The organism is Clostridia bacterium (genome assembly GCA_035561135.1).
Classification (GTDB): Bacteria; Acidobacteriota; Terriglobia; order Terriglobales; family Acidobacteriaceae; genus DATMYA01.
The window spans coordinates 25246-46075 of sequence record DATMYA010000023.1; the positions used below are offsets into that span (position 1 = coordinate 25246).

17 protein-coding genes, 1 tRNA gene and 1 other RNA gene are annotated in these 20830 nt (G+C 58.0%); 13 read left to right on the forward strand and 6 right to left on the reverse strand.

Annotation, left to right across the window (positions count from 1 at the left end):
* Positions 1–19: 19 nt before the first annotated feature.
* Both VN622_06275 and VN622_06280 read right to left on the reverse strand, forming a co-directional pair.
* Complete coding sequence (locus tag VN622_06275) at positions 20–1918, reverse strand: OmpA family protein (protein ID HWR35460.1); 1899 nt, start codon at positions 1916–1918, stop codon at positions 20–22.
* A 259-nt stretch (positions 1919–2177) separates the two neighbouring features.
* On the reverse strand, positions 2178–2780 hold the full coding sequence (locus tag VN622_06280) for a hydrolase (GenBank protein HWR35461.1): 603 nt from the start codon (positions 2778–2780) through the stop codon (positions 2178–2180).
* A gap of 250 nt (positions 2781–3030) precedes the next feature.
* Between VN622_06280 and VN622_06285 the strand changes: the two genes are divergently transcribed.
* The 3 genes from VN622_06285 to VN622_06295 all read left to right on the forward strand — a co-directional run bounded on the left by VN622_06285 (position 3031) and on the right by VN622_06295 (position 4691).
* A tRNA-Gln gene (locus VN622_06285) sits at positions 3031–3104 on the forward strand.
* Between the two features lie 177 nt (positions 3105–3281).
* Positions 3282–3677, forward strand: coding sequence for a hypothetical protein (locus VN622_06290; protein ID HWR35462.1), 396 nt, complete (start codon positions 3282–3284; stop codon positions 3675–3677).
* A gap of 525 nt (positions 3678–4202) precedes the next feature.
* The gene (locus VN622_06295) at positions 4203–4691 is read left to right on the forward strand and encodes a nuclear transport factor 2 family protein (protein HWR35463.1); all 489 of its coding nucleotides are present in this window, start codon (positions 4203–4205) and stop codon (positions 4689–4691) included.
* Positions 4692–5288: 597 nt separating this feature from the next.
* Here the strand turns inward: VN622_06295 and VN622_06300 are convergent.
* Positions 5289–6299 carry a YpdA family putative bacillithiol disulfide reductase gene (locus VN622_06300; protein HWR35464.1) on the reverse strand — a complete coding sequence of 337 codons (1011 nt, stop codon included), beginning with the start codon at positions 6297–6299 and terminating at the stop codon, positions 5289–5291.
* A gap of 161 nt (positions 6300–6460) precedes the next feature.
* Between VN622_06300 and VN622_06305 the strand changes: the two genes are divergently transcribed.
* Entirely contained in the window at positions 6461–6898 is a 438-nt protein-coding gene (locus VN622_06305; GenBank protein ID HWR35465.1) for a hypothetical protein, read from the forward strand.
* Positions 6899–6931: 33 nt separating this feature from the next.
* Here VN622_06305 and VN622_06310 read toward each other — a convergent pair whose 3' ends face one another.
* Complete coding sequence (locus tag VN622_06310) at positions 6932–7528, reverse strand: cysteine dioxygenase family protein (GenBank protein ID HWR35466.1); 597 nt, start codon at positions 7526–7528, stop codon at positions 6932–6934.
* Between the two features lie 252 nt (positions 7529–7780).
* Between VN622_06310 and fumC the strand changes: the two genes are divergently transcribed.
* Together fumC and VN622_06320 are read left to right on the forward strand one after the other, a co-directional pair.
* Positions 7781–9196, forward strand: a complete 1416-nt coding sequence (gene fumC / locus VN622_06315) for a class II fumarate hydratase (protein ID HWR35467.1) — start codon at positions 7781–7783, stop codon at positions 9194–9196.
* 69 nt (positions 9197–9265) lie between these two features.
* Complete coding sequence (locus VN622_06320; protein HWR35468.1) at positions 9266–9481, forward strand: GDCCVxC domain-containing (seleno)protein; 216 nt, start codon at positions 9266–9268, stop codon at positions 9479–9481.
* 107 nt (positions 9482–9588) lie between these two features.
* Here the strand turns inward: VN622_06320 and VN622_06325 are convergent, their stop codons facing one another.
* Both VN622_06325 and VN622_06330 read right to left on the reverse strand, forming a co-directional pair.
* Positions 9589–11451: a sialidase family protein gene (locus VN622_06325; protein HWR35469.1), complete on the reverse strand. Its 1863-nt coding sequence runs from the start codon at positions 11449–11451 to the stop codon at positions 9589–9591.
* A gap of 294 nt (positions 11452–11745) precedes the next feature.
* Positions 11746–12747, reverse strand: a complete 1002-nt coding sequence (locus VN622_06330; GenBank protein ID HWR35470.1) for a beta-ketoacyl-ACP synthase III — start codon at positions 12745–12747, stop codon at positions 11746–11748.
* A 200-nt stretch (positions 12748–12947) separates the two neighbouring features.
* Here VN622_06330 and ffs point away from each other — a divergent pair.
* The 7 genes from ffs to VN622_06365 all read left to right on the forward strand — a co-directional run bounded on the left by ffs (position 12948) and on the right by VN622_06365 (position 20812).
* Positions 12948–13045, forward strand: an RNA gene (gene ffs, locus VN622_06335) — signal recognition particle sRNA small type.
* A gap of 118 nt (positions 13046–13163) precedes the next feature.
* Positions 13164–15383, forward strand: coding sequence for a DUF3488 and transglutaminase-like domain-containing protein (locus VN622_06340; GenBank protein HWR35471.1), 2220 nt, complete (start codon positions 13164–13166; stop codon positions 15381–15383).
* Between the two features lie 316 nt (positions 15384–15699).
* Positions 15700–17307 (forward strand): 30S ribosomal protein S12 methylthiotransferase RimO, encoded by a 1608-nt coding sequence (gene rimO, locus VN622_06345; GenBank protein HWR35472.1) that lies wholly within the window; start codon positions 15700–15702, stop codon positions 17305–17307.
* 107 nt (positions 17308–17414) lie between these two features.
* Complete coding sequence (gene yacG, locus VN622_06350) at positions 17415–17687, forward strand: DNA gyrase inhibitor YacG (protein HWR35473.1); 273 nt, start codon at positions 17415–17417, stop codon at positions 17685–17687.
* The gene (locus VN622_06355; GenBank protein HWR35474.1) at positions 17668–18189 is read left to right on the forward strand and encodes a phosphatidylglycerophosphatase A; all 522 of its coding nucleotides are present in this window, start codon (positions 17668–17670) and stop codon (positions 18187–18189) included. The genes yacG and VN622_06355 overlap by 20 nt, the downstream gene beginning before the upstream one ends.
* Before the next feature lie 43 nt (positions 18190–18232).
* Positions 18233–19261 (forward strand): gluconolaconase, encoded by a 1029-nt coding sequence (locus VN622_06360; GenBank protein ID HWR35475.1) that lies wholly within the window; start codon positions 18233–18235, stop codon positions 19259–19261.
* A 306-nt stretch (positions 19262–19567) separates the two neighbouring features.
* Positions 19568–20812, forward strand: coding sequence for a competence/damage-inducible protein A (locus VN622_06365; GenBank protein HWR35476.1), 1245 nt, complete (start codon positions 19568–19570; stop codon positions 20810–20812).
* Positions 20813–20830 lie beyond the last annotated feature (18 nt).

Here is a 20830-nt window from a genome sequence, read left to right on the forward strand (position 1 = left end):
CGCTGCAACAGTCGGCGGTTCATCGCGGCACAGGTTGAGGCGTGCTGCTAGTCGGAGGCGTTGAGGTTCCACTCGGAGCCGGTTGTACCGGCTGCCCGGGTTGCGGCTGAATCGACGGTTGAGCGGATTGCGGCGGCGTGGTCGGTGAAGCCATCGCCCCCGCCCCCGTTGCGCCTGCACCGGGCGTTCCGGTCATGCCGGTTGCAGCGCCTACTGCTCCACCCGAAGTGCCACCGGCTCCCGTGGCAGGCACCTGCCCCGTGCCGCGAGATGCAATCGCTTCGCCAGAGACGACCAGTTCGACACGGCGATTCATTTGCCGGCCTGTTGGCGTCGCGTTGCTTGCCACCGGTTCCGCCTTGCCAAAGCCACGGGCAGTCACGTTGTTGAGATTTACACCCTGGCTGATCAGGTAATCGCGCACCGTCGCCGCACGACGCTCGGAGAGCGTGAGGTTGTAGCTGTCGCTACCCACGCTGTCCGTATGACCTTCGATCTGCAGCCTTAGATCGGGATAAGCCAGGATGATCCCTGCAACTCTCGCCAGGCGTTCACGAGCACCGGGACGCAACGTCGCTTTACCTGTATCGAACAGCACGTCGGACATTTGGACGATGAGTCCACGGGCGGAGTCCTTCGTCTGTAACACGTCGTTTAACTGTTTAAGCAGGCGAGCGCGCAACTGCTCGCGCTGTTGTTCCGCTTGCTGTGCCGTCAGCCGCGCCTGTTCCACCTGTCCCTGTAACTGCTGCTGTTGTTGCAGCGCTTCCTGGCGAGCCTGCTCAGCGGCTGCCCGCTCCTGTGCAGCACGCTGCGCCGCCTGCTCCGCCTCCATCCGCGCCTGCTCGGCTGCGAGACGTTCCTGCTCGGCCTGTGCGCGACCTTGCGCTTCGGTGGCGGCCTGCTGCTGAGCTTGTGTTGCCACTGCTGCGCTAGTTTCGGCCTGCTGCCGCGCCGCTTGCTCCTGCTCCTGCAAACGACGCCGCTCAGCGGCAACGCGCTCCTCCTCGCGACGCCGAATTGTCAGCACGCGAGCATCTTCTGCCTGCTGAGTCGCGCCGCGCGCCACGGTGCCGATCGCGGAACGGCTCTGCTTTCGGCTCAGATAATCCTCACCCTTGGCGAGAAACTCCTCAGCCTTGCGCAGTGCGTCGGGAGCATAGCGTTCCGCACCCTGAGCCTTCGCGATTGCCACAGCATTCCGCGCCTCCAGCAATTCGAGCGGGACTTTCTTCGGATCCGCGCTTGTTGCCGGCAATTGTGCAGGAGTCAGGTCCACCGTATATTGCCCGCGCTCCAGCAATTCAAAACGCGCGTCAATCGGCTGTTCCCAACCCTTTGTGTCCCCCCGAACAATGTTCTCCGCTACAACCATGTTGCTGGGCCGGGTTACCGCGAAGTACGGCTCGGCGGTGATGATGAGGCCGAACGCTTGCAGGTCGGTGGTCACGCGCGTATCAACCTTGCCGTCGTCGTTCGGCAGCACTTCGCCCAGGTTGACGGCCCGTCCCTCAGGCGTGATCGCCCACAACACATACGTCAGGTACTCGGGGCCGAACATCTTGGCTGAACGCAACTTTTCCAGCGTGGCATTGATCTCAAGGCGGCCCGCCTTACTGTCGACCTTCGCCTGGCCGATTGCGGCGGGCATCAAGTCGGTGCCGTGGATATCGACCTTCGTTGAGCCTGCACGGTGGCGATAATTAACCGCCTTCGTCGTCCGCGCAACGACGTTGACGCGGTACGTCGGCGTTTGAGCCATGGGCTCAACTTGCGTGTCCTGTTGCGAGCCGGTGATACTCTGCGTCGAAGTAGTGCCCGGACTCTGTGTGGAATTCGAATTGTCGCTGCTTTGAGCCGACGCGCCTACAATGACGGCTGAGCAGAGCAGTGCTGCTAATACGACCTTGTGCGACATGGCGTCACCATTGGACGAACATACAAAACTGTTGATTTGAAGGGCGCACCTAACAAGATGTCGCAAAACGCAGTGATGGTTGTTCCACTTTGAGCGGTGCTACGGCGATTCCCGAAGGATTGCGCAGCACGGAACGGAGCCGTTGAGCGGCTCTCATTGCTGGCCTGTCTGGCCTGTGTGGAAGTGTGTTCCAGAACTGCGCCCGGAAATTAGTCCGAGGCTCTTGCTACTACACTCGAGGTTTACTGCGCTCCGCGCTCTACTTCAGATATTGCAGCAATTCCTTGAAAGCTGGCGTGCCGCTCTGGCGCAGAAGCTCATACATCATCATCTCTGTCGAGGAGATCACGGCACCAGCATCGCGCATCCGATCGAGCCCGACCTTCCAGTTCCATTCCGCTCTCGAGCCGACAGCGTCAGAGGCCACGTGCACCAAGTAGCCATGTTCGAGCGCGCCCAGTGCTGTCTGCATTACACAGATGTGAGTCTCCATCCCGCAGAGAAGCATAGTCGTGCGATTTCCGGGCAGCGTCTTTACCGCCGAGCAGAACGTGTCTTTGCCGAAGCAACTGAACTCAACCTTGTCGATGGGCTGTACGCCGGGCAGCAGGGAGGCAATCTCCGGAACCGTGTCGCCCAGTCCCTTCGCATACTGAGTGGTCACCAGCACCGGCAACTTCAGGATGTTGGCGAGCCGGACCAGCAGTTGCGAGTTGCGCACCAGCGATTCCTTGTTGAAGATGGGCGGCAGAAGTTTCTGCTGAATGTCGACCACGACGAGAGCGCACTCCTCAGCGGCGAGCGGTCTGCGAGCTATCTCTGCGCCGCTCGACGTATTGATCCTGCCCAGTGTCGTCACCATCTCATCTCCTCCGCTGCATTTCGAATTATTGTATCAGCGCGAAATCACGCTTTTGTGTGATGAATGCGTGCCGCTGGCTGCAACTGCTCAATTTTCGCCAGTGTTCATGCATCTGAAGCTTCGCTCATAGTGCGCCGGGTCCGCACGTGATACACGGGTTGACGCATTCTCGATCTGCAAATAGAATCAGACAGTCGCGGAAAGCTGTGCTGCACGCCGTGACCCACAACCTGACGCAGCGCACACGTGCTGCCCCCTCGTTCAACGGTAGGACAGCAGATTCTGGATCTGCTTATCGGGGTTCGAATCCCTGGGGGGCAGCCAAAATTTTTGCCTTCGGTTTTCTCTCACTTCAACCTAAAATTCGTGCGCCCGAAATTGACCGTAGTTTCGTGTCAGGCTGGCCCCACATCTGCTGCGCAGATGTGGGGCACAAGGCGACCGAGGCTATATGCCATTTCCAACAACCTTAGAGCAAGCCAATCGTCAGGAGGATAAGCGGTGCTCACGCATCTCGGTACTCCATCGTTCGCACTCACGGGAAGCGTCGGCATATACAACATCGGCTTCGGGCTCTTTCACATCCTCTTCTGGCGTCTGTTCGAGTGGCCGAGGTCAATCCGGGCGTCGGGCGCGGTTAACGCCGCGATCACGCAAACGTTGAATGTGATGCTGACCTACTGCTTTCTGCTCTATGGCGGTTGGCTCATTTGGACGAGCGCGGCCGAAGTTATGCCACATCCGCTGCTGCTGAGTGCGGGTGGCGGTTTTTGGCTGCTCCGAACCGCGGTTCAGCCGGTGCTGTTTCAAATGCGCAGCAGGCGGTCTGTTGTCATCACAGCCGTCTTCGTCCTTGGCACTGGGCTGCATTTCGTCGCCGCCTGGTTCTCTAGGTAACGCTTGTTGCCCTGCTGTGCGGGGATTCGGACAGCCGGGTTAAAACGTAATGAAAGACGTCTGCGGACTGTTGCGTGATCCGGAAGAGAATGTAGCCAACGAGCAGCGTTAATACCGCAGTCACCAACTCTGAACTGTACTTCAAGAGCCACAGCCAGAAGGGTTGAGCCAACATTTCACTCTCCGTCGCTGGTGACGCCACGGTGACGCGGATAGCGGTTTTGCGCGACTTGAACGCGACAAACCAGCACAAAGGGCGGAGCAGCGTGTCAGGCTGAACCCACATCTGCTGCGCAGATGTGGGCACCAGGCAGCCCGATGCGCGACGGGAGGTGCTCGACCGTATCGGGATTTGGTGCGCCGGATTGAGAAGGATCGGGAATGGAAACGGCACTTTTCGGGCGCGGAACGCTTTCATATTGACTATACGGGTCGGTCAAGAGCTCGGAATCGACGATTGTCAGATTGACGATTGAGGAGTATATAACCACTCTCGAATCATGAATGCTGTATGGAGCGCGAAAGATGATCAGCAAGACTGCATTTCTATTCCTTCTGGCGCTGACAATTGGCTTCTGCGCTTTAATGAGATTCGACGTGCCGGTGCAGGCAGGAAACAAACAAGATACGGCGGCCAATATACTTGCCATAGAACGCGCTGCGATGGATCGGTGGATCAAAGGTGACCCTGATGGATTTCTCGATATCAGCGATCCGGACGTGCTGTATTTCGATCCAGCAGTAGCGGCGCGCATAAATGGGCTGGAGGAATTGCGCAAGTATTACGAACCCGTTCGTGGCAAAATCAAGATCGATCGTTACGAATTCATCGATCCGCGCGTGCAGATCAGTGATGACAATACGATGGCGGTGCTCACGTTCAACTTCGTCTCGCACGGGAGTGAGGGCGATTCGCGCTGGAACACCACCGAGGTCTATCGGCTGAACAGAAACAAGCAGTGGCGAATCATCCAGACTCACTGGTCGCCGACGCAGCCGGAATTGCAGAAATAGCGCCTTCTGTTTACCGGAAACGAGAAAGCTCCTATTCTGGCCGTCGTTGTTGGCTTGGTGTTGTTGCTCGTCTGTGTCTGGGTCCTGGAAAGGTGCTTCCGTTTGGTGATGGGAAGCAAGAACCGCGGCGGCTTGATGAGCCCAGCGACACTCCGGGTAATCTCCGTCTTCTTTCTCGTGCTTCCCGTTGCGGGCCTGTTAACTGGCTACTGTCGGGAAATGGGACCCGTGGGGATTTCAGGCGGTGAGCTAGTTCTTCGCGTTTGTAGGGCTCCGCAAGTTGGCGAGCAAGCGAGAATCTACGGTGTCGAACCGGATGTAACCTCTGAGAAGAACGATGGCGATAACAGACCCTCTTAAGACCATCTAAGTGAGAAGGTCCGAGTCCCTTTCTAGAACAAGCGCCTCGAATTTTCAGATCTAGAGTTCGAATCCTTTTCTATCTCTTCAGCCTACTAGGGTTCAATTCCAGTCCCGAAACTGGTATCGGAAAGGACTTGTAATGCTGCCCGAATCCCTGGGGGCAGCCAAAATTACTAAGGCCAGCAAAAGTTCCAGTTCCCCTCCCGCGTTGCGCCTTTTTGATTCCACTCGCTGTTAAGCTCGAGTCTCTTGTTCTGCCAATTTGCGTTTGAGGTCGTCTGCGATAAGCCTGCCGTGGAAGCGCCCGTTTTCGATGAAAATCTCTCCGGTTTTCATGCCTGCAACGATGACTCCCGCCAGGTAGACGCCGGGGACGTTACTCTCAAGCGTTTCCGTATCGACGACAGGACGGTGATCCTGTTCTGAAAACTTGATACCAACGCTGGCCAGGAATGAGAAGTCAGGATGGTATCCGGTCAGCGCGAGTACGAAATCATTCTTCAGCCGAAGCTCGCCGCCAGGCGTTTGCAGGAGCACGGAGTCCTCCACAATCTCCTTCACGGTCGTCATGAAGAAAGCCTGGATTTCGCCGTTCCTGATGCGGTTCTCGATGTCCGGCTTGATCCAGTACTTCACGTGGCTGTCGATGCCGGGTCCGCGATGAACCAAGGTCACGCGCGCACCGTGTCGCCATAACTCCAGCGCGGCGATGGCTGCAGAGTTTTTCGCGCCGACGATAGCAACGTCCATGCCGTAGTAAGGGTGCGGCTCCCTGTAATAGTGCGCGACCTTCGCGAGATCTTCGCCGGGGACATTCATGTAATTGGGCAGGTCATAGAAACCTGTTGCAAGGATGAGTTTGCGCGAGGAGTACTCGCATTCGCGTCCGAGCAGGTCAGTCGTGTGGACGCGGAAGTTGCCATCGTGACCCTTTATGGCACGCACGTTGACGTACTGCCGGATGTCGAGTGCGTAGAACTCCGACACCTTGCGGTAGTACTCCAGAGCTTCCTGGCGACTCGGCTTCTGGTTCGCGCTGGAGAACGGGATATCGCCAATTTCGAGCAGATCCGGCGTCGTGAAGAACGTCATGTTCGTGGGGTAATGATAGAGCGAATTAACCAGGCAGCCTTTGTCGATGTTGGCCACCTTGAAGCCGGCGCGTTTCGCGTCAATGGCGCAGGCAAGGCCAGTCGGGCCGGCGCCGATTACAAGTACATCAAAGTCTTCAAGCGTCATAGTCATGCTGGTGGAGTCCGCTTCATTGGATGCGAGTGGCGCGCAGGAGTTTCGGAGATGCTGGGTGATTCGGTTGACAGCGGCGCGCGAGCGGAACTAGACTTTGTGTGTTGAAATTGAATTTCATTTTCAATTTCTCATTCTCTCGAAGTCATCCGCGAGGGCTCTTGCTTATCCGCCGCCGAATCGTTCACGTCGCCCGACGTCTCCACCTCTGGATAGGACTGATTTCCGCCCTATATTTCATGCTCATCGCGATCACCGGCGTCGCGCTGAACCACCGTGAAGGCTTGCGACTGGAAGCCCGTTACGTTTCCCGGCACTACCTTCCTTCTACCTACCGTGCTAACGATGGCGCAGAGGTGCGTGCCGACATTGTTGCGGGCGACCTGCACTCTGGGCTCATCTTTGGGCCAGTGGGAGCTCGCATGCTCGACGTAGTTTCCCTTTTCTGGTTCGCTTCCCTGCTGAGCGGTCTCACAATTTATTTCTGCTCTCGCGGTCGATCAAGCGCCACACTGCCTCCGCCGCTGACCAAGGAAGAACAACCGCCGCAGCCTCCCCGCGAGGCGGAGATTTATTCCATCGCCGACCGCCGCAGGTAGTCGATTACAGGTTTTCGTTGGTTTAGCGGGGCGCTATCTACGCGTAGGAATCCCGTATTGGGAGGTGTAGCAGAGCTTGATCTCGCCGCAGGTCTTCTGCTCCGCCGAATACACTACGCAGGAGTCAAATGGACGCGAGTACAGATGCACGCTCACGGCACGCTCGTTCCACTCGCGCTCGTTGTAAACGGAGTGCACGGGGTTCTGCGGATCGACGGCGACGGGGTTAGAAGTATTCATCTCGATCTTATCGGTCGGAATGAGTTCGCACGTTTGCGATGCCAGGTCCTGGTGAACGACATGGTAGTTCTGCACCGTCAAGCGACCGATTGGAACCGACATCCAGCAGTTCTGATCTTTGTGGTTGTGAATCGAACTGCCCTGGCCCACTTCCCAACAGACCGCAATAAGGTCATACACATCGGTATGATCGATCAGGTTGCGGGTGTAGTGCCCGCGATCCCAGAACAGAAAGGGTTCGAGCGACTCTGGCGCAATCGGATTTGCTCGCAAAAACTCAAGCACTCGAGTGATGCTGGAGAATGCCGATTCCGGCAAGGCGCGCAAGTTGGTGACGAACTTCGCCGCGGTCACTAAGTCCGTATTCGTCTGCTGCCCTACTTGTGCCATCGTCTTTCTCCTTCTTAATGCTGCCAGTCCCGATCAGCTTACGTCACAGGCGTGTGTGCGCTAGAGCACGATTGTATGTCAATGCGCCCGCCATTCGATCTCTTTTCCAGAGCCGAACACCGCCTGCGCGAGGACATCGCGAACTTGGATGTTGTGGCTGCGTTCTTAACGCTACGCTGCTGGTAACGGCGCGCCGACGTTCGTCTATAATCTGAGGTTCCTACATACCGCAATAATATTCAGGAGACAACGATGGCACCGAACTCTTCACCGGAAGCCGCGAACCGTACCCGAACAGAAACAGACAGCATGGGAGCCATCGAGGTTCCCGCGAACGTATATTGGGGTGCGCAGACACAGCGCTCCCTCCTCCATTTTGCGATAGGACGCGACACCATGCCGCCCGAACTGATCCATGCTTTCGGGACGCTGAAGAAGGCGTGCGCGCTGGTCAACGAAGATTTGGGAAAACTTCCGTCCGAAAAGGCCAAGCTGATCGTGCAGGCCGCCGGCGAAGTCATCGCCGGAAAACTAGACGAGCAGTTCCCTTTGCGCATATGGCAGACGGGTAGCGGCACGCAGACGAACATGAATGTGAACGAAGTCATCGCGAACCGCGCCATCGAGATAGCGGGAGGAAAGCTGGGTTCGAAGAACCCCATACATCCGAATGATCACGTGAACATGTCGCAGTCGTCGAATGACACGTTCCCGGCGGCAATGCACATCGCCGCAGCGCAGAGTGTAAAGAACGCTCTGATCCCGGCGATCCGGACCGTGCGTGACGCTATCGCAGCGAAGGCCAAAGAATTTTCGGACGTCGTGAAGATCGGGCGCACGCACTTGCAGGACGCGGTGCCGCTCACAGTTGGGCAGGAGTTTTCCGGCTGGGCGAGCCTGCTGGACCGCGACATCAAGCGGCTGGAGCAGGCGCTGGACGGCCTCTATGACCTGGCCATCGGCGGAACGGCTGTGGGCACGGGCCTGAACGCGCATCCGGAATTCGCGGAACGCGCGGCGAAGAAAATTGCTGAACTGACCGGGCTTCCCTTCCGCTCGCATCCGAACAAATTTGCCGCACTCTCTGCTCATGACGAGCTTGTCTTCGCGCAGGGTGCGATGGAGACGCTGGCGGCCTCGCTGATGAAGATCGCGAACGACATTCGCTGGCTGGCCTCGGGACCGCGCTGCGGTTTTGGCGAGTTGACCATCCCCGAAAACGAGCCGGGTTCATCCATCATGCCGGGAAAGGTAAACCCGACGCAGTGCGAGGCTATGACCATGGTGTGCGTGCAGGTACACGGCGCCACGGCGGCTGTCGGCTTTGCGGGCTCGCAGGGTAATTTCCAGTTGAACGTCTACAAGCCTGTCATGATCTACAACTTCCTGCACTCGGTCACGCTGATCACGGACGCCTGCCACGGCTTTGTGGAATACATGATTAACGGGATCGAACTCAACCGTGACAAGATCGACTGGTATGTAAATAATTCGCTGATGCTCGTCACCGCACTGGCGCCGAAGATCGGCTATGACAAGGCCGCAAAGGTTGCTCACACTGCGCACGTGGAACACAGCAGCTTGCGCGAAGCAGCGCTGAAACTAGGCTACCTGTCGGGCGAGGATTTTGATGCCACCGTGCGACCGGAGACGATGACGCATCCTTAAGTCGGACGGCGGACGCGAGACATCGGACCGTCATACATTGGACTTCGGACGTCAGTGAGAGCGATATAAATTATGACTGTAATACTTGAATCGGTTCTTACATGTCCACACTGTGGCCATGCGAAACAGGAAATCATGCCGACTGACGCGTGTCAGTTCTTCTACGAGTGCGAGAACTGCAAGACCGTGCTACGCCCCAACGCTGGAGACTGTTGCGTCTTCTGCTCGTACGGGTCGGTGAAATGTCCGCCTATTCAAGCTGAGGTTAGCTGCTGCTGTAAGTAACCCAACAGTCGGCCCAGCCAGCGGGCTTTTCCGCTGAAAGCAACGCCCCTCTCTTTCGAAAGGGGCGTTTTTGATTTAGACGTGCTCAAAGCGGTCTGCACGAAAACTCACTGCGTAGCAGCCCCGTAGATGTTCTGGTCGAGTCCACCGGCGTGTGGACACGTGTCGGGCCCCCAAGTTCCGGTGGTGGAGTTAAACGCGCGGCACTGGTGGACATCGGCATGGTCGTTATCCGAGTCGCCACCCTCCCGTTGGTCAATGCCCGGCACCGTGTTGCGATAGTCCGTCCAGGTACCGAACGCGAAGTCGCCCAACGACGTAACCCAGATATAGTCGCCGTTGAACGGCACTGCGCGATTGTCGAACTGCTCGTAGTTCGGGTTGCTGGTGAAATTTGTCTCGCGTGTCGGCGAGGTCCAACTAGCCCCCAGGTTGTTCGACTTGGCTGAGAACACATCGAGCGATGGGTGCGTGCCTCGGTTGGCATCGTTACCGATGGGCCGGGCGGGCGAGTACACCGGGTCGTTTCGGCTGTCGTACCATGCGACGTGCAGCACTCCGCCATCGGCAGAAATATCCGGCCAAATCTGGTGTCCACGAGCTTCACTGTTCAGCAACACGGGCGTGGTATGCGCCCCTGTTGCGCCGTTAAGGCGTGTGAAGTACGCGCCGCTTTGACTTCCGGTGCCGGGATCAATCGTGCCATAGCTCGTTCCGGTGCTAACGGTTGTCCCCGGCTTGCTTGCGCCATAGACGATGTACACGTACTCGTGTGCGGCATCCAGTTGGTCAGCGGTGGAGCGCGGCGAGCTGTCTACGCGGAAGAAGGTGTACCCGGAGAGGCAGTGGTCCAGGAAGTCGCCGCAATCGCGAGCCCTGGCCTCCTTAGGCGGAGCAGCACTTTCCTCTTCGGCACCAACATCCTCCAGCGAGGATCGTGGTGCCGCGCCAGGCTGTGGATCAGTCTGGTCCTGAGCATCCCAACGCAGGAAAGTGGTAACACGGATGGGCCGCGAAAAAGTTGCGCCGCAATCCGTTGATTTCGCATAGTAAACAGCGTCCTGTTCGCCATTGACAAAAGCGAAGGTTCGGAACGTTACATAGACATTTCCGTTGCCGGTAATCGCGATGTCAGGATCCTGAACGGATTGAAGGCTTTCGGTCAGTTTCGAAGCCTGCGACCAGGTCGCGCCATGATTGGTGGAGCGCGACAGATATATCTGATTAGCGCCTGCCCCGTTGAAACTGGACCAGGCAAAATAGACGTTTGCGTCACAGGGTCCACCCGTGCGGTCGGCCTCGATTGCAGTCTTGTCCTGGAAGCGGCCAAGCAGATTCGGCGCTGACGTGCCGCGTTTCACGATCGTGCTGCCCACGAAGCGCTTGCCATCGTTGATGCTGTTGCCGTTTTCGCCATCAGGGTTGTCGAAGGTCGCCACCCAGACATCGCCGAAGGTCTTCTTTGTGCCAGCGGGATCATCGGAACTTTCCGACCCCATGAAGACGCGACCATGGGCGTCCCATGCGATGACGGGATCACCCGCGCTTGCTGTGCGTACGTGCGCGAGCGCCGCGTAAGGCGATTGGTCCTGCGGATAGCCCGGCACAAGTGAACTCTGGAATGATGCTCCCTTGTTCTCCGAGCGATAGTAGCCGAGCCATACGGGGCCGAGTGCGACCGGCACTCCGTTGATGGTGACGAAGAACACGCCGCAGTAGTCGTTCGAACTGCCAATAAGCACGTTGGTGTTGCGGGGGTTGACCGCAACAGCGGGCTCATTCTGCCGGCCACGCGAGATCGAACACTCGTTCAATACCGCATCGGTATATGCGTTGCCGGTGGCCAACGTGTATGCGCTAACGTATCCGCCACCGGGAAAGTCGTTCGTGAGTCGCACATTCTGACCGTCCGCCACAGAAAGCAGGGTCAGGAGCAGAAGCACGGTGAGGCACAGACGCGACGAACTCATTTTGTACAACCTCCACAGCGATCGTGTTAGAGATTGGCTCCGCGATGTTTTTAAGTGAGGGTGTGACCGACGCAGATTCAGAGTCGCACGGTCGCTACACGTGGGATTCCCCACACTTGCGGGAAGTTGACCGGAACTGAAATGTTTGAAGAATTATCTGCGACAGCTCTCGCCAAAGTAGACGAGCTACACAACGCAAGTCGAGAATCGAGCTGCCCGCAAGCGCCGTCGCTAAATGAAAGCGCGCGCCCTTCGGCGCGCGCAACACTCACTATTCACGTTTCTTTTTCTATCTTAGAACGCCCACTTTAGCAGGGTAGCTCCACTCGTGAATCCTGCGCCTACAGACGCGAGCAGGACGGTGTCGCCCTTCTTCAGCTTGCCTTCTTCGATTGCGGTCTTCATTGCCAATGGGATGGTTCCGGCGGTGGTGTTGCCGTACTTGTCGATGTTGATGATCACCTTTTCGGACGGCATCTTCAGGCGGTCGGCGGTGGCACAGATGATGCGTTTGTTGGCCTGGTGCGCAATGAAGCAATCTACGTCCTGCCCGGTGCGGCCCGTCTTGGCAAGTATGCGCTCAGTCATTTCCGACATTTTCTTGACGGCATACTTGAATACCTGCTGGCCATCCTGGTGGACATAGTGCATTTTTTGATCGACCGTCTCGTGGGAAGCCGGATTCAGACTGCCGCCACCTGGCATGTTCAGATACTCGCCGCCAAAGCCTTCGATTTGGTGCACGTAGTCGATAAGGCCAACGTCTTCCCCCTCGGCTGTCGGTTCCAGCAGGACCGCGCCAGCACCGTCGCCGAAGATGATGCACGTGGCGCGGTCTGTGTAGTCGATCATGGAAGAGTTCACGTCAGAGCCGATGACAAGCACCTTCTTGTGCGCGCCGCTCTCAATAAGCTTTGCGCCCGCGGTCAGTGCATAGACGAAGCCGGAGCATCCTGCCGATACGTCAAATCCCCAGCACTGCGGGATGTTCAGCTTTTGCTGTACGAGGCACGCGGTGGAGGGATACATCATGTCCGGCGTGACGGTTCCGACAACGATGGCTTCCACGTCGTCAATCTTTGTTCCGTACCTGGCGACCATGTCCTGCACGGCACCGACGGCCAGGTCGCTCGCGGCCTTGCCTTTTTCGACTAAATGGCGTTCATGGATGCCGGTACGCTCCAATATCCATTCGTTCGTGGTCTCGACCATCTTCTCGAGGTCGAAGTTGGAAAGTACGCGGGGAGGAACATACGCGCCCAGCGCCGTAATTTTCGCGCGTCGAACAGTATTCAATTTTAGTTCTCCGGATAAAAAAGCATTTTCGCCGATGAGGGGTGCTATGGCAATGAAAGAACACGCGACAGAGTTGGTTTCAAATCTGAAGAGCGCTTCGGTGGCGCGTTCCCAAGGCAAGCGATGAGGCAAACTTTTCCGCGATTAGTGCGAGCTCTGAAAGCAGGCACTCCGAATCTTTGGTATTATCACCCAGTCGGGCATCGGTCTTGCGCGACGCAATCCCGCCAACCCCGCCAGATCCGGAAGGAAGCAACGGTAACGGGCTCGTGCGTGTGCAGTGAGTAACCGGTGCCCGGCGTTTATTTTGGTTGACACCTGGACGCGGGGCTCACCGCGACGAGAACACCGGCAGCTTGCCTTTCGAATCCTTCCCTCTTCCCTTCCGGGCAAGATCTCGCGACAATAAGAGCCTTGTGGCTACGGCGGTTCCCAATCTCGACGCTTGTAAGGGAGTCGTGCCTCCCGCCGTGGAGCGCTACTTCCAAGTCTCGCTCTTCCTGCTGATTGTGACAGGTTTCGCCACGCTGGTGTCTACGGGCAAACTGGACGCATTGAGCGTCGGCTTCGTGTCTGCCGCGCTGCTCTTCCGCGGGTACCTGCTCTACCGGGGACGCACGCTGCAACTGCCGGAACGACTTACTTCGTATCTCGGCCTCGTGTACATCCTCGTTTACATCGCTGATTTCTTCTTCATCTCGCAAAACTTCGTTACCGCGTCTGTGCATCTGCTGCTATTCGGGATGATGGTGAAGGTCTTCTCTGTGCAGCGCGACCGCGACCACATTTACCTCGCGCTACTGGCGTTTCTCGAAGTACTCTCCGCGGCCATCCTCACGGTTGATTCGGTCTTCCTCGGTGCGTTCAGCGTCTTTCTACTCGTCGCGGTCGCTACGTTTGTCAGCATGGAAATGCGACGCTCGGCAATGGCGGCGACGACCATGCAACGTGGGTCGCTCGACTCCCCTGCTCCCTCGCGCCGCTCATTTAATCTGCGCTCCTTTCAGCCGGCGCTGTCGATGATGAGCGGAGTGCTGGTCGTCGGCATTCTGATCTGCTCGGTGGCGATCTTCTTCGTTCTTCCGCGACTCTCTGCCGGATACCTGAGCCGGCTGGCGCAGCAGAACAACCTGGTCAGTGGATTTAGCGACACGGTTCAACTCGGCGAAATTGGGCACATTCAACAGTCCAGCCAGGTGGTGGCGCACGTACGCATTGAGAACGGCGGACCGACAAACCTTGAACTGAAGCTGCGCGGTCTGACGCTCAGCACCTTCAACGGCAAGAGCTGGTTCAACCCGCCGCACACGGCCGAGATCGTATCGGGGATAGGTGGGCGGTACGCGCTGGCCGATGCAGCCACCGGGTTTCCGCGTGAACTAAGCAGATTCGCTGAACCTGAGCACCACAAGGTCATCCGTTATCGCGTTGTGATGGAGCCAATCGGGACGAATGTCGTGTTCCTGATTCCAGCCGGACGATACCTCGCGGCGAACTTCCGCGAAATCAGTATGGATTTCGGCCGCTCCGTCATCAACACCGACGGAGACCGCCCGACCAACGTGTACTCCGGCGTCTCTGATGTGGGCGCGCCCGCAGTCGCGAAGCTGCAACAGTCGGGCGAGCAGGTGCCCGGCGAGGTTGCAACCCGCTACCTCCAGCTTCCCTCCATCGATGCACGGGTGCAACAACTCGCGAACGACATCACTGCCCGCGAGGCGAACGCATATGCGAAGGCGCTTGCAGTGGAGCGCTACCTTTCTACTCAGTTCGGCTACACGCTGGAACTGCCGGCAGAGCGCCAGGCTGATCCTGTGGCCAACTTTCTCTTCGAACGCAAGCGCGGGCATTGCGAATACTTCGCATCGGCAATGGCCGTGCTGCTGCGAGCGGAAGGCATCCCAAGCCGCGTCGTTACCGGCTTCCGCGGAGGCGAGTACAACGACGTGACGGGCGACTACATCTTCCGTGCCCGTGACGCACACTCCTGGGTGGAAGTTTTCTTTCCGGGCCATGGCTGGGTAACATTCGATCCCACTCCCGCCAGCGCTCCGGTCGACCGTAGTAGCTGGGCACGAGCCGCTCTCTATCTCGACGCCATGCGCGAGTTCTGGCGCGAGTGGGTCATCAACTACGACTTCTCCCACCAGGCGGCGCTGTCAAATATTGCTGCCTCCCAGAGCCGACAGCTATTCGATGAAGTTCGGCTGTGGACGCGGCAAAAGTACGAGTCGCTGCTGGAGGCGGCACGCCGAACGCAACGTCGCGCGTCGGAAACGCCAAGACAAATCTCCTCCTGGATGGTGCTAGGGCTGGGGGCATTCCTTCTGCTGTTCAATCTTCCCGGACTCTACCGCGAACTGAAACGCCACCGCATCTCCTCGAACCCGGCGAGCGCCCCGAAGAACGCTGCCTCCATCTGGTACGCCCGGATGACACGGACGCTCGCACGCCGAGGTCATCGAAAGAAGCCCACGCAGACGCCGTCAGAATTCGCGGAATCAATCACCGACCAACCACTGCGCTTGGCTGTCGAGCAGTTCACGTCGCACTACGAACGTGCACGTTTCGGCGACTCGGCGAAGGATGCCGTGAAATTGCCCCAACTGTTCGAAGAGATACGCGATTCACGCTAACGACGCGCAGCTCGCCGCGCCTGTCATTTGAATTTGACCGGTTTAACTGTAGGCGAATGTTCTCTGCCTCCCTGAGCGGATCATCCCTACGACCGGAAGCTTGTCAGTACAATAGGGCTGCTTCGACTCGGGCTACGCCCTCGCTCAGCATGACAATCTGAAATCGAGTTCAGCTGGATCAGAGAACCTCGAACTCGATCGGGAAAATGCCTAGAACTAACAACTTTCTGGTGTTGAAGTCCGACGTCTGAGGTCTGGAAGTCAGAAGTCTGATGTCCTCCGTCCGCCTCCACAGGTGATAAAATCAGCAAATTGCATGCCTGAAATGACCCTGAGTGTAACCCCTCCCAAAGCTGACAAACTGGCGAACGGGAATTCCGACCAGCCCCGCACCAGTTCCCAATCCACGGCCGAAGTCGCCGATTTGAGAGCACGTCCGCGTGTGGGTTTTGTGAGCCTTGGGTGCCCCAAGAACCTGGTGGATAGCGAAGTAATGATGGGCATGCTCTCCACGGCCGGAGCGCAGATTACCTCTAAGGCCGATGACGCTGACATCATCGTAGTGAATACCTGCTCGTTCATCGACACCGCAAAGCAGGAATCGGTGGACGCCATTCTGGAGATGGCGCAGCACAAGGTCAATGGCCATGCGCGCAAGCTGATTGTCGCCGGATGCCTCGTCGAGCGATATCGCAACGAAATTCAGAAGAACATTCCTGAAGTCGACGCCGTTGTTGGCACAGGAGAGCTGGACAAAATTCTTGCCGCCGCCGGTGTTCAGATGCCGTCTGCTGGCGACTCGCATTCTCCATTTAAGATACTGAACTCGACTTCGGCCTCGCAGTCGTTGAAGTCAGGCGTGCATACGGGAGAGCAGGTCGGGCACGCGTCTCGTCCTGAGGGCGACGCTCGCGAGGAATCCGGTCGCTTCTCGCGTGGCGAGTGGGATGGCGCCGTGGCGGAACTGCCCAGCTATCTCTATGACGAGAGCACGCCGCGTATGCTCGCGACTCCCAGGCACGCGGCCTACATCAAGATCGCCGAGGGCTGCGATCATCCGTGCTCGTTCTGCATCATCCCGCAGTTGCGCGGCAAATTCCGTTCGCGACGGCTAGAGTCGGTCGTAGCGGAAGCCGAGCGGTTGGCCACGCAAGGCGTGAAGGAGATCACGCTGATCGGGCAGGACACTACCTGCTACGGCGAAGATCTAGGAATTAAGGACGGTCTGGCGCTGCTGCTGGAGCGCCTGACGCAGATCGAGCAACTCCAGTGGGTTCGCTTCCTCTATGCGTATCCCAACAAGATCACCGGAAGATTGCTGGAGACAATCGCAAAAATTCCGAAGCTCTGCTCCTATATCGACGTGCCGCTTCAACACGCGTCGGCGAACGTGCTGAAGCGCATGAAGCGCGGAGCGTCGGCTGACATCTTCCTGAAATCGATCGAGAAGATGCGCCGCACTGTACCCGGCTTGACGCTGCGGACATCGTTCATCGTGGGCTTTCCGGGCGAGACAAAGGATGACTTCGAGCAACTTTGCGAATTCGTTCGCGCCGCGGAATTCGACTGGCTTGGAGTGTTCGCTTACTCCGATGAAGAGGGTGCAAAGGCTTTTACACTGGGCGAGAAAGTTCCTCAGCGCGAGATTGAGCGCCGCCGCAAGAAGCTGATGCAGATGCAAAAGCAGATCAGCCGCCGCAAGCGCAAGGCACTTGTTGGCCGCGAATTCGATATCCTGCTGGAAGGGCCTTCTGAGGAAACTGATCTTCTCTGGGAGGGCCGTACCGAGATGCACGCACCCGAAATCGACGGCAAGGTTTTCATCAACGACTTTGCCGATTACCAGGACGTGCAGTCGGGGCAGATCTATCGGTGCCAAATCACCGAAGCGCACGATTACGACCTGGTAGCGCGGCTACTGTGATCAGCTAAACGCGGAACAAATACCCACAACTGGCCACAATCGCCTGCTACACTGAAGCGCGAATTTCGCTGGCAACTGAGAACGAATCACCCGCAACTGTTTTGGTTATGCCAAAGAAAAAAACAAAGAGCCTGCGCTGTCCAACATGCCGCACGCTCGTCTTGGCGAATGACGAGAACTTCCCGTTTTGCAGTGACCGCTGCCGGGTGATTGATCTCGGAAAATGGGCGAGCGGTGGATACGTCATCTCCTCGCCAATCAACGATCCCGAGTCCGGCGGCGAAGCCGAGTACACGGATCCTCACGCTGGAACGAGCGGCACTCGACGCGGTCCCGACAGCAGTTCAAAGAACGAAACCGATGGACGCAAGCCCAATTAACGACAGCATAGAAGTTCAACCGCCGGTCAAAGCTCCGATGTGGGCGTGGGCCACTGCAACCTTCTTTGGCATTGGCACCCTGCGTCCCGGCCCCGGCACGTGGGCTTCGCTTGCAACCGTGCTGCTCTGGTGGTCGTTTGCACACCGCTTGTCGCACACAACGCAATACAGCATCGCCGCCGTGCTGGCGCTGGCGATAACACTCATCGGCATTCCGGCAGCGACCCTTGTTGCGCGCGCCTCCGGACGCAAAGATCCGTCCATCGTTGTTATCGACGAAGTTGCCGGACAGCTGGTTGCGATGATTGGCGCGCCGGCAGCGTGGAAGCCGCTCGTAGTGGCGTTCGTCCTTTTCCGCATCTTCGACATCGTGAAGCCCCCGCCTGTGCGCGGCCTTGAAAAGCTGCCGTGGGGCACCGGAATCATGATCGACGATATTGGAGCAGGACTCTACGCTCTCATCTTTGTGCAGCTATTGCTTCGTTTTGGCATCTTAGGATGATGGGGTGTGGGATGCACGACGCCCTTCATCACAACACGATTCCATGCTGAACAAGAATGGCCGCCCAAAAATCGATTCGGTCGAACCTGCGTTTGCACTGCCGGGGGGCGAAGTTCGCATCATTGGCAGCAGCCTGCGGCCGCCTGAACTCAGGCAGCCGCTCGTGCAATTTGGCGATATCGAAGGTTCCGTCGTCATCAGTTCCGATCAGTTCCTGATTGCACGGGTTCCTGAAGGTGCAAGTTCCGGACCCGTGACAGTTTCTACGAGCGCGAGCAGCAATCCGCACCAGGTTGGGATCGCCATCCCTATCGCCGAGAACCTGCACCCTGTCGCGAGCCCGGCCATCGATGCCGAGGGAAACATATACGTGACCTACTCCGGCCAGCGCGGCCAGAAGGTTCCGGTGGCCATCTACAAGATCGACACGAATTACAACGTTAAACCTTACGTGGCCGAGATGATGAATCCGACAGGCCTCGCCGTCGATGTTGACGGCTACCTGTATGTGTCATCGAGATATGACGGCACGGTGTTTCGCGTCGCACCAAACGGTACGACCTCTACGTATGCGGAAGGAATGGGCGTCGCGACTGGAATCGCCTTCGACGGCGCGCGCGATCTCTACGTTGGCGATCGCAGCGGCACCATCTTCAAAATTTCGCGTGATCGCCAGACGTATGTCTATGCGACGCTGGAACCCAGCGTTTCGGCCTATCATCTTGCATTCGGCCCGAATGGGAGTTTGTTCGTGACTGGGCCAACCACGTCGAGTTTCGACGCGGTGTACGAGGTCGATACCCACGGCACGGTCAGCGTCTTCTATCGTGGACTGGGACGGCCACAAGGCCTGGCCTTCGACGATGCCGGCAACATGTACGTAGCAGCATCGCTGGGTGGGCAGCGCGGTATCGTTCGCATCACGCCTGAGCGCGAAGCCTCTCTTGTTGTTTCCGGGTACAACCTGGTCGGACTCGCGTTCGCTCCAGGCCGCGCAGTCGTTCTCGCGACAACCGACGCTGTCTATCATCTTTCCTGGGATATCGCGGGGCGCTCGCTGCTGTACGAGTAGTCAGTGGCCACTAGTCAGTGGCCAGTTGCCGGTTGCCAGTTGCCGGGGGCAGCAGCTGGGTCGTCTGTTTTTTTGTCTTCCTGAGCGCAGCGACGCAGTCGCGGAGTCGAAGGAGCCCTACGACGCCCGAAAGTTCGGGAGTTCAATAGGGCTCCTTCGACTCGGGCTTACGCCCTCGCTCAGGAAGACGACGTGTTTTAGGTTGGGTCTGGCGGCTGGCGTCTAGCGTCTGATGTCTGATGTCTGACGTCTGAAGTCTGCCCTCCGCTCTTTCGCCCCTTCGCCTGCTGCTTTACACTGAAATACGTGAAAGCCGAACTCATCGCGATTGGGTCTGAATTGCTTACTCCCTTTCGCCAGGATACGAATTCCCTCTATCTCACTGCACGGTTGAACGAACTGGGTGTGGACGTTGCGTTCAAGTCGGTTGTCGGAGACGACCGCGAACACCTCACGTGCGTTGCGCGCACTGCACTCTCGCGCGCTGATATTTTGATCTTTATGGGCGGACTCGGCCCCACGGAAGACGACCTTACCCGTGAGTGCGTAGCCGAGGCACTCGGCATCGAACTGCGTCGCGATCCCGACCTCGTCGCCGAACTGTATGCCCGCTTTGCCGCGCGTCGGGTCAAGATGCCGGAGAACAATGCGCACCAGGCAGACGTACTCGACGGCGCAGAGGTACTGCGCAATGCCAAGGGCAGCGCGCCCGGCCAATGGCTGGAAGGCGCGCATCTTGACCAGTTGCGAATCATCATCCTGCTGCCGGGGCCGCCGTTCGAACTCGAGCATGTGTTCGAGACCCAGTGCATGCCGCGCTTGCGCGCCGCACTGCCTCCAGCCTCGATTGCCACGAAGGTCATCAGGTGCGCCATGCTTCCCGAGTCCGTCGCAGACGAACGCGCTGCACCCGTTTATAAGCAGCACCCGGATGTGCAGACCACGATTCTTGCAGGCGCTGGACAGGTTGAATTCCACCTGAAGGCGCATGGCAGCACGCTGGACGAAGCGGAAGAAAAAGTTGAGATTCTTGCCTCCGCACTGGAGGAGGAACTGGATGACGCGGTCTTCTCCAGCGCGGGCGAGACGCTGGAACAGATTGTTGGCTATTACTTGCAGATGCGTAGTGCGACCATCGCCGTGGCAGAATCCTGTACCGGCGGACTCGTGGGGCAGCGCCTTACATCTGTGGCCGGAAGCTCGCGATACTTTCTTGGCGGCGCTATTGTCTATGCGGACGACATGAAGACGCTGTTCTGCGATGTGCCTCCGTTGTTGATCGCAGAGCACGGAGCGGTCAGCAAACAGGTCGCGATCGCACTCGCGGAAGGCATTCGCAAACGTTGCCGCGCCAGCATAGGAGTCGGGGTAACGGGCATTGCCGGACCGGGCGGCGCAACGGAAGAGAAGCCGGTCGGCCTGGTTTACATTGCCGTCGCAGGACACGGGAAGACAGAGGTGTTGGAGCGCAAATTTCCCGGAGACCGCGAACGCATTCGCTACTTCGCATCGCAGCAAGCGCTGGACATGGTAAGGAAAAAATTGATTTAGAAGCAGACGTCGAACGGC

Bases quoted from the DNA above. Each gene is read 5' to 3' on its own strand.
- VN622_06275 (HWR35460.1), bottom strand. From the start codon at position 1,918: ATGTCGCACAAGGTCGTATTAGCAGCACTGCTCTGCTCAGCCGTCATT.
- VN622_06280 (HWR35461.1), bottom strand. From the start codon at position 2,780: ATGGTGACGACACTGGGCAGGATCAATACGTCGAGCGGCGCAGAGATA.
- VN622_06295 (HWR35463.1), top strand. From the start codon at position 4,203: ATGATCAGCAAGACTGCATTTCTATTCCTTCTGGCGCTGACAATTGGC.
- VN622_06300 (HWR35464.1), bottom strand. From the start codon at position 6,299: ATGACTATGACGCTTGAAGACTTTGATGTACTTGTAATCGGCGCCGGC.
- VN622_06310 (HWR35466.1), bottom strand. From the start codon at position 7,528: ATGGCACAAGTAGGGCAGCAGACGAATACGGACTTAGTGACCGCGGCG.
- fumC (HWR35467.1), top strand. From the start codon at position 7,781: ATGGCACCGAACTCTTCACCGGAAGCCGCGAACCGTACCCGAACAGAA.
- VN622_06325 (HWR35469.1), bottom strand. From the start codon at position 11,451: ATGAGTTCGTCGCGTCTGTGCCTCACCGTGCTTCTGCTCCTGACCCTG.
- rimO (HWR35472.1), top strand. From the start codon at position 15,700: ATGCCTGAAATGACCCTGAGTGTAACCCCTCCCAAAGCTGACAAACTG.
- yacG (HWR35473.1), top strand. From the start codon at position 17,415: ATGCCAAAGAAAAAAACAAAGAGCCTGCGCTGTCCAACATGCCGCACG.
- VN622_06355 (HWR35474.1), top strand. From the start codon at position 17,668: ATGGACGCAAGCCCAATTAACGACAGCATAGAAGTTCAACCGCCGGTC.
- VN622_06360 (HWR35475.1), top strand. From the start codon at position 18,233: ATGCTGAACAAGAATGGCCGCCCAAAAATCGATTCGGTCGAACCTGCG.